This is a genomic window from Flavihumibacter petaseus NBRC 106054 (genome assembly GCF_000974785.1).
Lineage (GTDB): Bacteria > Bacteroidota > Bacteroidia > Chitinophagales > Chitinophagaceae > Flavihumibacter > Flavihumibacter petaseus.
Genome location: NZ_BBWV01000001.1, coordinates 1,569,900 through 1,584,407, shown reverse-complemented (window position 1 = coordinate 1,584,407; position 14,508 = coordinate 1,569,900). Strand labels below are relative to the sequence as shown.

Genomic DNA, 14,508 nt, shown 5'->3' with positions numbered 1-14,508 from the left:
ACCATGGTTTTTGTATGTTGGTTTTTTGGGTATTACCCCTCCATTCCCGGGAGGGGTACTTTTTTGGTGGACGTCAGAAGATAAATCCGAGGACCATACAGATCACCACGATGAGTGGAGAAGCCACCCGGGTATAAGCAAGCAGGATAAATGTACCGGCAATCACCAGCGCATTGATCACACCATGCTGCGCCCACTCGGCCATTGAAATATCGCGCAGCATGTATACGGTGGATGCGACGAGAAAGCCGACCACTGTGGCGTTGATCCCTTCGAGTGCGCGGAATACGATCGCATATTTTTTCAGGTTGTTCCAGATGGGATAAAAGAAAAGCACAAGTAAGAGGCTTGGCAGAAAAATAGCGACTGAGCCAATCACGCAGCCGAGCACCTGCCAGCTGGTGCCGCGGTCATTCATCGCGACGCCACCCATAAAGGAGGCGATGGAAAATACTGGTCCAGGTATGGCCCGCACCACCCCTGCGCCGGCGTAAAATGCGTCGCGATCGATCTTTACTGCATTGGGATTCTGGCGAATGATCTTTTTCGATTCCGGTCGCACTACAAACTGTTCGTACATGAGTGCGACCAGTACCTGTCCGCCGCCGAACACGATGCTGCCGAAGCGATAGGTATTTTCAAAGAGGTTGATCGGCCGGCGATCAGGCCAGTTCTGCTTTCTCGCCTGTTCAGAAAGAAATCCCGCCAGCAGGAACAGGAACACGAACAGCCAGATATTTGCCCACTTGATCTTGCGGGGCTTTTCTGTTCCCTGTGGAATCCTGCGGTCGCTGAGGTTGGTGACGAATCCACCCATTACAATGAGCAGGGGTATCATCCACGGGATCTTGAAAAATGCGAAACACAATACACCGCTGGCGATCATGATCACGCGGGTAATGGTATTGTGGATAGCAAGGCGAAAGGCGATCATCGATGCATAGGCAAGGAAGCCGATCGTCATTGGTGCGATATACTTGAACACCTGGTGGTTGATGTTCCTGTCGTTATGATACTTCAGCAGGAAACTCAGGGCGCCCATGATGGTACACGCGGGCAGGATCCAAATCAGCAGGGTGAGTATGGCCAGCGTGATACCACCGCGTTTGTAGCCGATCAGTGTCAGTACCTGTGTGGATGAGGCGCCGGGCAACAGCTGGCAGAAGGCGTTGAATTCTACCAGTTCTTCCTGGGTAATGTCTTTCCGCTGGTGTACAAAAGTTTTCAGCATCATGCCAAAATGCCCCTGCGGACCACCGAAGGCGGTCAGGCTGTGTAAGAACACTGCTTTCAGAAAAGGAACATGCCGCAGTAATGCCATTGCAATAAAAGTATTAATTTATCCCTATCTGCCGCACAACACATCGTAAGGACATTGCCTGCATTTTTCCATCAGGGTTGTCTGATCGAAGGCAACGGATTCATCGAAGATCTCGCCGATCACTGCTGAAAGGCGCTCCATTACTTCCGCTTCATAATATGCGTGGTTCGAATGGCTGATGGTTTCGCGCTGGTTTTTTCCGGTCAAACGAAATCTCCAGTCAAATGTAACCGGCGATCCGGTCATGTTCCGGAGGTCGTAGAGGCCGGTCTCGATCGACACCGCTGCCGGCTTTTGCTGCTGCAGCACCCATGCATAGAGGATGGTCTGCAATGCTGCCTTGTTGCGTTTTTTATCGCGCGCGAACAAACTCTCCACAGAAGGGATTTCCTTGTCGTCTCTTCCCGTTTTGTAATCGATGATCCGGTAAATGCCATTGCGACGGTCGATGCGGTCGATATAACCACCGAGAAAAATCGGAATGGCTCTTTCTTCGAGTCTTACTGTATACGGTACGGCAACATTGGCTTCCATTTCTTCCATTATGAAAGGTGCATACACTTCATCTGCTTTCAGGATCGTGCGGGCATAACTCCGGATGATATCGCGCAACACCAGGGTGCTTCCGGAAAAACTGAAGGGCAATGCCGCTGAGCCGAGGATCTCCACACTGAAAGCAATGTCGAGCACCGATTCATCCAGCCATGCTTCCATCACTGCGATATCTGATTTCTCTACTGTGCGGTTGCCTTTTTGTTTTTCGAGTTTTTTATACAGCAGTTCCAGGCAGCTGTGCAGGATCTTGCCTACAAGCCGTGGATCCATTATATCAATGGCGGATTCCGGTTCTTTGATCCGTGAAACATACTGGTAGAAGAACCGAAGCCGGCAATCGAGATAGGTATTGATGGCTGATGGGGTGAGTTTATTGTTGGGATGGCTGAAGCGTTTCAGCAGACCCATGGTGCGCGCATCTTTGGGTATCGTGATTGAAGGCTTCCAGTAGGCGGTAACCGGAAGCGCATATTTTTTAACATGCACCGCGAGTCCGGATTCATAATGGAGCTGGGTGAGGAAGCGGCTCTTCTCGCCGGTGCTTTGTTCGGATACGATATTGTTCCAGGTGCAGGTGACCTGGCGCGCATGCTGCAGCAACCGGTAAAAAACGTACGCGAAGATGCTGTCCTGGTTTTCCAGCACACTCAGGTGAAAAGCCCTTCGGATACTGTCGGGCAGAAAAGTAGGTGCTGCGGCGCGCCTGGGAAAGATGCCTTCGTTCATCTGGAGGAGGTAGACATTTTCGAAATCCAGTCCGCGGCTCTCCAGCAAGCCCATGATCTGAATGCCCTCCAGCGGATCACCTTCCAGTGGCACCGTCATTCCTGATAACACGGACCGAATGGCGTCCACAACAAAAGGTATACTAAGGTGCGCTTCAAATTTTCCCACCAGGTCATCAAGCCTGTTGACCTGCTCCAATGCAGCGGTAGCGAGCTGGATCTCGAGTACTGTCTGCTCGCTGCCCTGGGGATTATTGAGCCACCAGGTGGTGAATTTTCTGATCAGCTGAAAGATCTGTTCCGGTTTATCCACCCTGGAAATCATTTCCACCAGCAGGTCATCTTTTTCTGCCATGATGATCTCCGCGGGTACCAGGATACTTTGCCCGTCAATGAACCGCTTTGCTGCTTCTCTTGCCGGTGCATAGGACAACAGCCAGGGGTGTTCGAGGAAGGCCAGCAACGGCTCGATATGCACCCTGCTGCCGCCGTACTGATGATAGGCGCGCTGCAGTTCAAGCAGGTTGCTGATGAGCGACCATACCAGTGAGCGTTGCAGGGGAAAGCCCATGGTGATGTTGACCGGCAGGGATTCCGGAAGTGACGACAGCAGCGGCATGAGCTGCTTTTCATCTGCCAGCAGGATGGCCGTCTGATCGGGGTTAACGCCACCGGTTTCCTGATGAAGCAGGTTGGCGATCACCTGTACCTGGGCGGCATCGCCCTCGAGGGGTATATAACTGACGTTTTTGTTTTTATTCCGGATGGCATTGCCTGTTTCGATCTCATTGCCGAAGAGCTTCAGGTTGCGCCGGAGAAATCTTCCTGCTTCCTGTAATTCGTCATCAATGTAATATTCGTCTGCATCGAAATAGAAGAGTGCTTTTCCGGATTCCTTCCATTTGCGGAAAAGGCTGATCTCCGCCTGGTTCAGCGCATTAAAGCCAATGAATGCAACCCTGGTGAAACGATTGTCGAAGTCCTTACGGTCATGTTCATCCGAAGCCAGCAGGCGGTATGCTGTTCCTGTGTTGATCAGTTGCTGGTGGGCGAGCAGTTCCGTGAAGCGCCGGTAGATGTGCGGGAGGTATTTCCATAAACGCAGGAATTTATCCTGCTGGCGGCTTAATTTTTCCTCGGAAAAACTCGCCCAGAATTGCCTGAGATAATCTTTCTGGGAAGGGGTGAGGTATTCGAATGATTTTTCGAGTTGTTCGATCTGAAACAAAGTAGCATATACATCTTCTACTACAGCGAGATTGGATTCGAGGTCTGTAAAGTCGTTGAGCAGAATTTCACCGAAGGGGTAAAAGGTGTCGAAGGTATCGTTGAATGGTTCGCCGGCGGCGGACATTACTTCACGATAGGCTTCAAACAGCTGAAATACCTGGAGCAGCCTGTCGGCAGGAAGCCTGTCGGTTGCCGAAAGAATGAATTCGTGAATGGTAAACATCGGCGGACTCCACACCGGTTCTGTGATCACACCGCCCAGCCATTTGCGCAGGTAAGCGGCAGGACGCTTGTTGGGAAACACCATTGCAATGGTGGAGATGTCTTTTCCGAATTTCTGGTACAGGTCTTCTGCTACGCGTTGCAGGAAAATCATATCACGTCCGATTTCAGTTAAACAGATTACCCTGTCTGCCGGGAAGGCTGGCAAGGGGTACGAGTTGTTGTTGCTGACCGTAGTACAGGTAGGCTTTTACATTTCTGTAACCCATCTGTTCCAGGAGTTGCCGGTATTGCTGCAACTGCGCGGCATGCGAGGGCTGGAGGCTTTGGGTGAATTTGAAATCGACCAGGATCGTTTCTTCCTTACCGATGAATATTTTATCCGGCCGTCGGACGGCGCCGCCCTGCAACAGGATGGGCCTTTCACTCATCGCTTCATATCCGCCGCTGTACCATTGTGCCAGTTCCGGAACGTTCAAAACCTCCATGATGCCGGAGCGGAGTTCGGGCAATTGTGACCCGAGCAGTTTTCCTTCGAGCAACAGCCTTTGCAACTGCTGATCGATCTGTTGTTTGCTATCGATGCGGGATAGCGCCAGGTGCAAGAGGCTGCCCCATTCCTGTTGTGTTGAAGTGGTCGCCTGGGGCCGGTCCTTTTCTGCTGCCCTGAGCCAGGATGGCTGCTGCCGTCTTGACGAAGCCGGGAGCCTGGCGGGTTGTTCCCTGTGCTCACTGTGGATGGTTTCACTGGTGGCTTCGCCATGAAGATGAAAGCGGGTTGCCTGCCAGAATTGTTGCCATTCTGCCGCAACCGGCTTGTTGGCGGCGGGGTGGAGCAACTGGTACATCAGGTCGGCCACTGTTTTCACCGTATCATTTTCCAGGGTGCTTTTGGAAGGCATGGGTCCGAACATCACGAGTTTTTTTCTTGCCCTGGTGAGTGCAACATAGAGGAGGTTCAGGGCATCCATCAGGTTGAAGAGGGTTTCTTCAAAATAGTCAAATGCAAACGCTGTTTCGCGCAGTTGTTGCGACAGTTTTACGGGTACCCAGGTGATACCCGCGATGGCGGGATCCAATGCGCACCAGATATTTCCTTTTTCACTTTTGAATTCCCAGTCTGCGAAGGGAAGGATGACGGCATCAAAGGCCAGGCCCTTGGATTTGTGAATGGTCATCACCTGCACCGCATTGCCGCCACCTGCAGCAGGAAGCGCCTGGCGGTCACCTTCATCCGCCCACCAGGATACAAACGATTTCAGCGTGGTTTTGCCTTTATTGGCAAAGGCGTTGATCAGGTCGCGGAAATGCAGGAGATAGGGCTGTTCTGCTTCCCAGGTGTCGAGGGAAAAAATCACGATCAGGGCTTCTACGCAATCATAGAGTGACATGCGCCGGAGGTTTTCAAAGCGGTTGCTGAAATGATCCGGCAGCTGTGCGAAAGCGGTTTCTTTCGAAGCGCTGTATAATACCGGATCATCCAGCTGCTGTTTCAGCCGGATCGCGTTGGCCTGTACCAGGGTTGCCCTGCTGACCTGGTCAGACGGATCATTGAGACAGCTGATGGCCGCTACCAGGAGCTGAACGATGGGTGCGTTGTTGATCAGCAATGCATCTGCGGACACTATTGGATAACGCAGGTGATCCGGCGCAGCGTCCTGGTAATGCAACAGTTCGTCGATCACAGTTCTTGCATCCTGGTTGTTGCGGGTGAGGATGGCAATGCCTCCTGGCGAATATTGTTCTTCCCGGATCAGTCTTTCGATGGTGACGGGTAGTACGCCAGCTGCAGATTCCCACCAGGAGCGCGAGCTGCGGGGCTCGGGTCTTTCAAACAGTTCGAGTTCGATACTGCCGCCACCACGAACCCCTGCGGGCATGTCCTGGTTGCTGTCTGCATAGGCATCCGAGATCATGGAGAAATATCCTTCCGATTCCAGTTTGCTGAAAATGTTCTGGTCCGGTATCTCTGCCATCTCCTGGTTGAATTGCTGTTGCAGGAGGAGGGGTGCTTCGCGGAAAATGTAATTGTTGAAACTGATGATTTCTTTACGGCTACGGTAATTGTCCTGCAACCGGCCTTCTTCCACCACGGCATCTCCCAGCTGTTCTTTGACGGTTTTCAGCAACAGGCGCCAGTCGCCGTTTCGCCAGCGGTAGATGGCCTGTTTAACATCGCCCACCAGGAGATTGTACTGCCCGGTGGCAATGGTTTGTTCCAGCAGGGGCCGGAAGTTTTCCCATTGGATGGTGCTGGTATCCTGGAATTCATCGATCAGGAAGTGCTGGTAGCGGCTGCCAGTTTTCTCAAAGATGAATGGGGTGTCGTTTTCGCGAACCAATTCTCTTAACAGGAGGTGCGTGTCGCCGATGAGCAATACCCTGTTCTCCCGGCGGTAATTAGCGAGTTGTGCCGCGAGTACGCGCAGCAGGTTAAGGTTATACAGGTTGCGGTAGACGGAAAGAGCGGTATAATAGTCGACGCGGTTCGCATCATAAAATTCAATCATCTGTTGCAGCAGCGGATCGAGTTGCGGGAACAGCTGTTCAATGGCGGACTTTTTTTCAGTGTCCATTGATTTGGTGATCCACTCATTGATATTGCCGGCCGCTTTGCGGAGTTTATCTGTTGCGCCGAATTCCCGGCGTTCGTGGATCTTCAGCAGGTTGGCGGTGAAGCCTCTTTTACCGTTGCGGAAATCGTCGGGTTCCAGTGAGGCGGATTGAATACATTCCAATGCCTGGCTGGCCAACAGCAGGAGTTTTCCTTCGAAGGGCTGGATCCGCTGCACCAGGTTATTACGCAGTTGCTGGAATGACTTGTCGGGATCTTCCAGTGCCCGCATATTGTCTTCGAAAAAGGCGAATCGCTCCTTGAAGATCTCGTCTGCGAGTTGAAGCATGGCCTGGCGGAAATCCCAGCTCTGGCCATCGGCGAGGCGGTCGTATACCAGGTCGGTTATCCATGACCGTAATGCACTATCGGTATCGAGTAACCGAAACAGTCGTTCTGCGAGGTCCGTTTTGACCAGTTCACTGTTCAGCTCGAGTGCATAGCCCGAATCCAGTCCGATTTCGAAAGCAAAGGCCCGGATCACCTGCTGCACGAAACTGTCGATGGTACCCACGGAGAACCTGGAATAATCGTGCAGGATGGAACGGTAGATACGTTGTGCGGCGAGGTCGAGCTGATCGCCCTGCAGGCGGGGTGAGGCAGCCTGGATAATTGCCCGGTAGGGCGTTGGCTTGCCCTCAGCGATCTTTTCCAGTTCGCCCAATATTCTCTCTTTCATTTCTTCGGTAGCCTTATTCGTAAAGGTTACCGCGAGGATTTCCCGGAATTTCTGTGGCTGCGTAAACAACAGCCTGAGATATTGCGATGCGAGTAAGAAGGTTTTGCCCGAGCCGGCGGAAGCCCTGTAGATATGAAGCGGTTTCGATAGCATGGATGATCAAATGTCGTTTCTTTGACGGCAGAATCAAAAACATGGATTGGAACAGTTGTTTCTCGCACGGAAGATTTGGTCAGGGCATAATTTCTGCCACACCAAGAACGCCCTATGAAAGGGATTTTGACAGGCTGATCTTTTCAGCAGCTTTTCGTCGGTTGCAGGACAAAACCCAGGTTTTCCCTTTACCGGGACCGGTCCTGGTGCATAACCGGCTGACGCATTCCCTGGAGGTGGCCAGTGTGGGCAGGTCGTTGGGCAAGATCGTGGGAGAGCGGTTGCTGGAGGTATTAACGCCGGAACTGCATCCTGAGGCGCAGCGGTTTTATCTTTCTGATCTTTCCAGTGTGGTGGCTGCTGCCTGTCTCGCACACGATATCGGCAATCCCAGTTTCGGGCATTCAGGGGAAGCGGCGATCTCCGCCTACTTCCAGGAAGAGGCTGCTGCTTCAATAGGAGGCCAGTCCCTTCAGGAATATTTCTCTGCGGCTGAGTGGAGTGACCTGACGCATTTTGAAGGCAACGCCAATGCGCTCAGGATCCTGACGCATCATTATGCGAACCGGCAGAAGGGAGGCTTCCAGTTAACCTATACGACCCTTGCAGCCATTGCAAAATATCCCTGTGAATCTACAGCGATGGATGGGAAATCATTGCTGACGAAAAAGTTCGGTTTTTTCCAGAAAGAGAAAGAAGCGTACCGGGAGATTGCGGGTAAGCTTCAACTCAATGTACTTTCCGAATCCCCGCTGGTCTTTCAGCGGCATCCTTTTGTATGGCTGGTGGAAGCGGCTGATGATATCTGTTACCGGATTATCGACTGGGAAGATGCCCATCGTTTGGGGATCATTGACAGCGGAACAGCGATCCATCTGTTGCTGCAGTTGCTGGAAACCTCTGCAACGGAGAATATGGATCGTGTACACCGGACGCTGAATGAGTTACAACAGGATCCCCGGGAGCAGCTGGCTTATCTCAGGGCAAAGGCTATTAATTTCCTGACCGTGAGTTGTTCGGAGGTTTTTATTGAAAGGAGGAATGACTTACTAACAGGCATCTACAACCGATCATTGATAGATGGTCTGAATCCTGCTACAGCAAAGGCTTTGAGCGATATCAATGAGGTAACTGTATCCAAAATATACAATCACGAAACGGTGGTAAAGATTGAGTTGGCGGGATATGAAGTGATGCGATCGCTGCTGACAGCGTTTATACCTGCTGTGTTGAAGGGGCAGCCGTCACACAAAGAGAAAAAGGTGTTGAAACTGTTGCCGCTCCAATATCGGGAAGAGGAACAGTCTGCGTATGATCGTGTGTTGTCTGTGATTGATTTTATTGCGGGGATGACCGACTCCTATGCGATGGAGTTGTATAAAAACCTGCGGGGCATTTCGCTTCCCACCCATACCTGATTTACCTGCTGTGACCGGTGTCTAGTCGTGCCGGTCAGTGCGTGGGTTGCCGGTAACTTCCATTACAGGGGACCACTGGTAACCGGGTTCGAAGTATTCCCACAAGAGGCGGGACAGTTTCCGGGCGAGGATCCAGCCAGGATTGTTGCTCTGCCAGGTGGTATCGGAAAGGTTTTTCGTCATTACGGTGAACAGGTAGGGGCCATGGGGTGCCATGACCAACACGGTCTCGCTGCGGGATGCATCCACTGCGCCGTTTTTAGAAAAGGTCTGGATTTCCGGAGGGATCTGTGACAATGCTTCTTCATCCCAGTAATTGCGGGATAGGGTCCGCAGCATGCGATCCTTCAGCGTATCGTTTACCAGCGCGTCGCGATAAATTCTTTCAAGAAGGGCGCTCATTTCTTTGGGAGAGGTTTGTCCCCATCCGTAAATGTTTCTGAATGCTTCCCGGCCCGTGGTCCTGCTATTCATGCGGGTAGATACGAATCCGAGGCTGTCGAGTAACTGGTTGATCCTGATACCACCGCCGGCAAGGGACTGGAGCCAGAGGCTGGCGGTGTTATCGCTCATAGAAGCCATCAGCAGCAGGAGTTTGGACAGTTCAATCTTTTCGCCGGATTTGAAGGAACCCAGTAAGTCTTCGCCTTCATAAAGCAGGGAGTCTTTGTATACCAGCTGCTGGTGGTAGTAGAGTTCGCCCTTTTCCAGTTTCTTCATGATGCCCAGGAGGATCGGGATTTTGATCATGGAAGCGGTTGGGAAAACCGTGTCGGCAGCAATATTGACTGTTTTCCCCGATCGCAGGTTTTTTACATAGATCCCGGCGTCGCCAGGAAAATTTTCCAGGAGGGGTCTGATCCGGGCTTCCAGTTTTTTGTCCGCAGGCTGCGCGGCAACGATTGTACAGCATAACAGACAGGAAATCAGGCAGGTGACTGCACGCATAAAATATTGATTATTTGAGGATTACTGATAGTATCCGTTGCGTTCAATATCTTCCCGCACACGATCAGGTACCAAAAAACGGATATCTTTTCCGGATTTGATCATTTCGCGGATATGTGTTGCGGAAATATCGAGCATGGGGGCTTTGACCATAGTCGTGCGGGGAAAGGGAGAAGTTACCGGGAAGCCTGGTCGTTCATACACGTAAATGTCGTAGCGGTCCAACAATACGGCTGCGTTCTTCCATCGTTCAATATTCTGGTAGCCGTCGCTGCCCATGATAATACTGAAAGTATGCCGGGGGAATTTTTCAGACAGGTAGGTCAGGGTATCGATGGTGTAGGAGGGGCGGGACAGTTGAAATTCAATATCAGATGCTTTCAATCCTTCAGTGCCTTCAATGGCAAGTTTCACCAGGTGGAGACGGTCATATTCGTTCAGGAGACCGGCTGACGGCTTGAAAGGGTTCTGGGGACTGATAACAAACCAGACTTGCTGGAGGGTGGTGAAAGCCAGCATATGGTTAGCAATAATGCAGTGCCCGTTGTGGATAGGATTGAAAGAGCCGAAATAGAGGCCAATTCTCATACAGTGATGTGCTCTTCAACAAAGATATTCATGGCTTCATCGAGCCTGAGGCTCAGGTTATACCCGGAAACTGTAATGGCAATCGGATCCCCGAGGGGGGCGACTTGTTCGATCCTGATCTTTTCGCCGGGGACGCAGCCCATTTCCATCAGTTTCAAAAAGATCTCATTGTTCTCAAAACTCTTGATCACCACGGTCCTTCCGATGGCGATATCAGAGAGCCGTTTTACCACTACCTTTTCTGCACCTTTTTCTGCCATTGGGATTCTTTTGCGATTTTTGAACAATAATGAGCAAAACTAGCGATATTATTCAGTTTCACTACCTCGAGAGCGCCTTTTCGTTTGATAACCGGAATGCGTGCAAAAGGTTTATCACGAGCCTCTTCAAAAAGGAAAAAACTCCCCTGGACAATCTCACCTATATCTTTTGCGACGACGAATACCTGCTCAATATCAACCGTGATTTCCTCAAGCACGACTATTATACAGACATCGTGACCTTTGGCCTTTCAGAAAAGGGGTCTCCTGTTACAGGGGAGATCTATATCAGCATTACCCGGGTAAAGGACAATGCCATTACCCATGGAGAACCATTTTACCGGGAATTACACCGGGTTATCTTTCATGGGGCGCTCCATTTGTGTGGCTACCGGGACAAATCAAAGGCTGAACAGGAAAAGATGCGGGAGATGGAAGACAAGTACCTGAATGCGTATTTCACGCGTTGAGGTGTTCCACGTGGAACGATTTCACGCAGGTGTTGTGTAATAATCTGTTTCTCGCAGGAGGTGGTTTGACCTGAAGGCGCTGCGCTTTTCACGCAGGTGTATTTTTTCCCGCAAAGCACGCCTAGGAGCAAAGGCGCAACGAAATATTTAAAATTTGGAGGTTTGATGAGTTGGTCTGGGGAATATTGAAATTGGTTCCACGTGGAACATATTCTTTCAACGATGTGGACTGGCATGTCCAATTCCTTTTAAATATTCCTTCTACTACAAGCTGCTTTCATCTTTGTAATTTTGCATCTAATTCAATCGGATGTTCCCAGAATATGATGTAATTGTTGTTGGTGCCGGTCATGCTGGCTGTGAAGCTGCAGCGGCAGCTGCCAATATGGGCAGCAAGGTATTGCTCGTTACCATGAATATGCAAACCATCGCTCAAATGAGCTGTAATCCGGCTATGGGTGGTATTGCCAAAGGCCAGATCGTGCGGGAAATCGATGCGCTGGGTGGCTATTCTGGTATCGTAACGGATAAAAGCATGATCCAGTTCAGGATGCTGAATCTTTCCAAAGGTCCAGCCATGTGGAGTCCAAGAGCTCAGAATGACCGTATGCTCTTTGCTGCTACCTGGCGGGAAATGCTGGAACAAACCCCCAATGTGGACTTTTACCAGGATATGGTAAAGGGATTGATCATCAAGGACAACCGCGCTTGTGGTGTAATTACCGGGTTGGGGCATGAAATTCCTACCAAATCCGTCGTAGTTACCAGCGGGACCTTTCTGAACGGAGTGATCCATATCGGTGAGAAACGTTTTGGCGGGGGAAGGGTTGCAGAAAAAGCAGCTTCCGGAATCACCGAACAACTGGTTGAACTGGGTTTTGAAGCTGACCGCCTCAAAACCGGAACTCCTCCCCGGATTGACGGCAGAAGCCTCGACTACTCCAAAATGGAAGAACAAAAGGGGGATGATCTTCTTACCGGGTTTTCTTACCTGAAACCTCCCACCATCAAAGCTTCTGAACAGCGGAGTTGTTTTATCAGCTACACCAGCAACCTCACCCATGAAATCCTGAAGACAGGTTTTGATCGCAGTCCCATGTACACCGGCAGAATTGAAGGGGTGGGTCCAAGGTACTGTCCGAGCATCGAAGACAAGATCAACCGTTTCGCTGACCGGGAAAGGCACCAGATCTTTGTTGAACCTGAAGGATGGAACACTGTTGAAATCTACGTAAACGGTTTCAGCACCTCCTTGCCGGAAGACGTTCAATATAAAGCCCTTCAAACCATTCCCGGATTTGAAAACGCCAAGATGTTCCGTCCCGGGTATGCTATTGAATATGATTTCTTCCCACCGACGCAACTCACCTATTCATTAGAGACTAAAAGGATCCAGAATCTATTTTTCGCAGGACAAATCAACGGCACCACCGGTTATGAAGAAGCTGCCTGCCAGGGACTCATGGCCGGGATCAATGCTCACCTTAAATCCAATGAAAAAGATCCTTTCATTCTTAAAAGAAGTGAAGCCTATATCGGGGTACTGATCGACGACCTGATCAGTAAGGGAACCGAAGAACCCTATCGCATGTTCACCAGCCGGGCAGAATTCAGAACACTCCTGCGCCAGGACAATGCTGATATCCGGCTCACAGAAAAAAGCTACCGTATGGGTCTGGCCAGCCAGGAACGCATGGACCTGGTAACACGGAAAAATGAAAAAACGGCTGAAGCGAAAAAAGTCCTTCAAGAAATTTCCCTTGAGCCTTCGGGCATCAATTCGTATCTACATTCAATAGGTTCCGCTCCGCTTACCCAGAAACAGAAAGCAGCGCAATTACTCCTGCGTCCAAACATTGGTCTGTCCAGCCTGGTTGATCATACCCCTGCACTTCAGGAAGCATTCGAAAACTTCCCTAAAGCATCACTGGAACAAGCCGAGATCCAACTCAAATACGATATCTATATCGAGAAAGAAAAAGAACTGGTAGACAGGATGTCCCAGATGGATAACCTCGAAATCCCGGAATCATTCGACTATTCCCGTTTGAATTCCATCAGCAATGAAGCCAGGGAGAAACTTAAACGGATCAGACCGAGAACTCTCGGTCAGGCTAGCCGGATCAGTGGTATTAATCCCTCTGACGTTCAGATCCTGATGGTGTATATGGGCAGGTAAACCTACTATTAATTGTAAATCAATTATTTAACCGGATAGTACAACCTGACCAGATATTCGTATGGTCCCAGGTTGTGGTGCACGAATACATTCTTTCCATCAAAGGGAAAATGTTGCTGGTAACTGCTGTCTGCCGCAAGAACTATGGGTAACCCGGCTGTCATATACTGCATCGAATGACTGTATTCCGGCTCTTTGAATCCGGGAGCAGCGACCTTTACCCTGCTGTACAAAAGATTTCCGAGTGTTTTGCGATAAGTCTTTTCTGCTTTCCTGGTCACCTTATCCATTTTCCTGTACTTGCTTTTCAGGAACCAGCGGACCGGCCATTTCTGTTTTCCAAAGACCGCGTCCACATTCCCGAATGGATTCACTTCATTCATATCTTTCAAAGTCTGAATGGTAAAAGGCGTTTCCGGCACCCAGTCTTCGCTGTTCACTACTCTAAGCGCCCAGCCATTCCGCGTGACAAAATCGAAATCGTTGGCGTAATAAATATTACCGGGTTTCGGCGGTGCGCTGCAATAAGTCTTGTACACTAATCCGGATGGAAGCTCCTGTGAATATTCCAGGTATGATCTTACGAGATAGGTTATTGCCGCACCCTGGCTGTGCCCAAAGAGGATAAAAGAATGGACTCCTCTCGCGTAGGCTGCTTTCAATTGTTTCACAATATCCGGCATCAGGTGTGCCAATCCGAACGTCCAGCCCACATGAACTTTAGCCTTGGCATTGGCAGCAAGTGTATAATCAAACCTGGTAGAATCATTAATCTGCAGACTACCCTTCGCGGGCACAGACGCAGCATACAGGTTCTCTAACCAGCTTGCCGGATCACTTACTGTACCGCGGATCACTACAATCCCGACTGAACCATCCCTCTCCCAGTAATCCCATTGATTCTTCAAACCCATCTCAGGAGAAGCGTATACTTTTTTGAACTTACCGGCAGACGTCAACGAATCCAACAAATGCTGATCGCTGAAATACTGCTGTTTACCCAATTGAATTAACTCAAGGTATTCGGACGCATCAAATCCAGGAGCCAGTTCCTGGCAATAACCAAATGAACTAAACCATAAGCACACATACAAAAGAAGAATCCTTCCCATTATATAAATTTATTATACAATTTAAGAAGGATTC

The 14,508-nt window shown here is 50.3% G+C and carries 10 protein-coding genes; 3 read left to right on the top strand and 7 right to left on the bottom strand.

Annotated elements, in window-relative coordinates; all coding sequences use genetic code 11:
• Positions 1–73: 73 nt before the first annotated feature.
• From FPE01S_RS06610 to FPE01S_RS06600, 3 genes are read right to left on the bottom strand one after another with little or no spacing between them, the layout of a single operon-like run.
• A complete protein-coding gene (locus tag FPE01S_RS06610) occupies positions 74–1,321 on the bottom strand; it encodes a chromate transporter (RefSeq protein ID WP_046367997.1) in 1,248 nt (415 codons plus the stop codon).
• 24 nt (positions 1,322–1,345) lie between these two features.
• Positions 1,346–4,207: a PD-(D/E)XK nuclease family protein gene (locus FPE01S_RS06605; RefSeq protein WP_046367996.1), complete on the bottom strand. Its 2,862-nt coding sequence runs from the start codon at positions 4,205–4,207 to the stop codon at positions 1,346–1,348.
• Positions 4,208–4,220: 13 nt separating this feature from the next.
• Positions 4,221–7,499 carry a UvrD-helicase domain-containing protein gene (locus FPE01S_RS06600; protein ID WP_046367995.1) on the bottom strand — a complete coding sequence of 1,093 codons (3,279 nt, stop codon included), beginning with the start codon at positions 7,497–7,499 and terminating at the stop codon, positions 4,221–4,223.
• A gap of 41 nt (positions 7,500–7,540) precedes the next feature.
• Between FPE01S_RS06600 and dgt the strand changes: the two genes are divergently transcribed.
• Complete coding sequence (dgt, locus tag FPE01S_RS06595; protein ID WP_046368728.1) at positions 7,541–8,917, top strand: dGTP triphosphohydrolase; 1,377 nt, start codon at positions 7,541–7,543, stop codon at positions 8,915–8,917.
• A gap of 21 nt (positions 8,918–8,938) precedes the next feature.
• On the opposite strand, the gene FPE01S_RS06590 is transcribed toward dgt, so the two are convergent.
• Genes FPE01S_RS06590 through FPE01S_RS06580 form a run of 3 tightly spaced genes read right to left on the bottom strand, consistent with a single transcriptional unit; the run spans position 8,939 to position 10,713 of the window.
• Positions 8,939–9,865 carry a serine hydrolase gene (locus tag FPE01S_RS06590; protein ID WP_046367994.1) on the bottom strand — a complete coding sequence of 309 codons (927 nt, stop codon included), beginning with the start codon at positions 9,863–9,865 and terminating at the stop codon, positions 8,939–8,941.
• A 21-nt stretch (positions 9,866–9,886) separates the two neighbouring features.
• Positions 9,887–10,453: a nicotinate (nicotinamide) nucleotide adenylyltransferase gene (gene nadD / locus FPE01S_RS06585; protein WP_046367993.1), complete on the bottom strand. Its 567-nt coding sequence runs from the start codon at positions 10,451–10,453 to the stop codon at positions 9,887–9,889.
• Positions 10,450–10,713 (bottom strand): FeoA family protein, encoded by a 264-nt coding sequence (locus tag FPE01S_RS06580; RefSeq protein ID WP_046367992.1) that lies wholly within the window; start codon positions 10,711–10,713, stop codon positions 10,450–10,452. The genes nadD and FPE01S_RS06580 overlap by 4 nt, the downstream gene beginning before the upstream one ends.
• 29 nt (positions 10,714–10,742) lie before the next feature.
• On the opposite strand from FPE01S_RS06580, the gene ybeY reads away from it, so the two are divergent.
• Together ybeY and mnmG are read left to right on the top strand one after the other, a co-directional pair.
• Positions 10,743–11,183, top strand: coding sequence for an rRNA maturation RNase YbeY (gene ybeY, locus FPE01S_RS06575; protein WP_046367991.1), 441 nt, complete (start codon positions 10,743–10,745; stop codon positions 11,181–11,183).
• Positions 11,184–11,493: 310 nt separating this feature from the next.
• Positions 11,494–13,362: a tRNA uridine-5-carboxymethylaminomethyl(34) synthesis enzyme MnmG gene (gene mnmG / locus FPE01S_RS06570; protein ID WP_046367990.1), complete on the top strand. Its 1,869-nt coding sequence runs from the start codon at positions 11,494–11,496 to the stop codon at positions 13,360–13,362.
• 23 nt (positions 13,363–13,385) lie between these two features.
• Here the strand turns inward: mnmG and FPE01S_RS06565 are convergent, their stop codons facing one another.
• A complete protein-coding gene (locus FPE01S_RS06565; protein WP_046367989.1) occupies positions 13,386–14,474 on the bottom strand; it encodes a lipase family protein in 1,089 nt (362 codons plus the stop codon).
• Positions 14,475–14,508 lie beyond the last annotated feature (34 nt).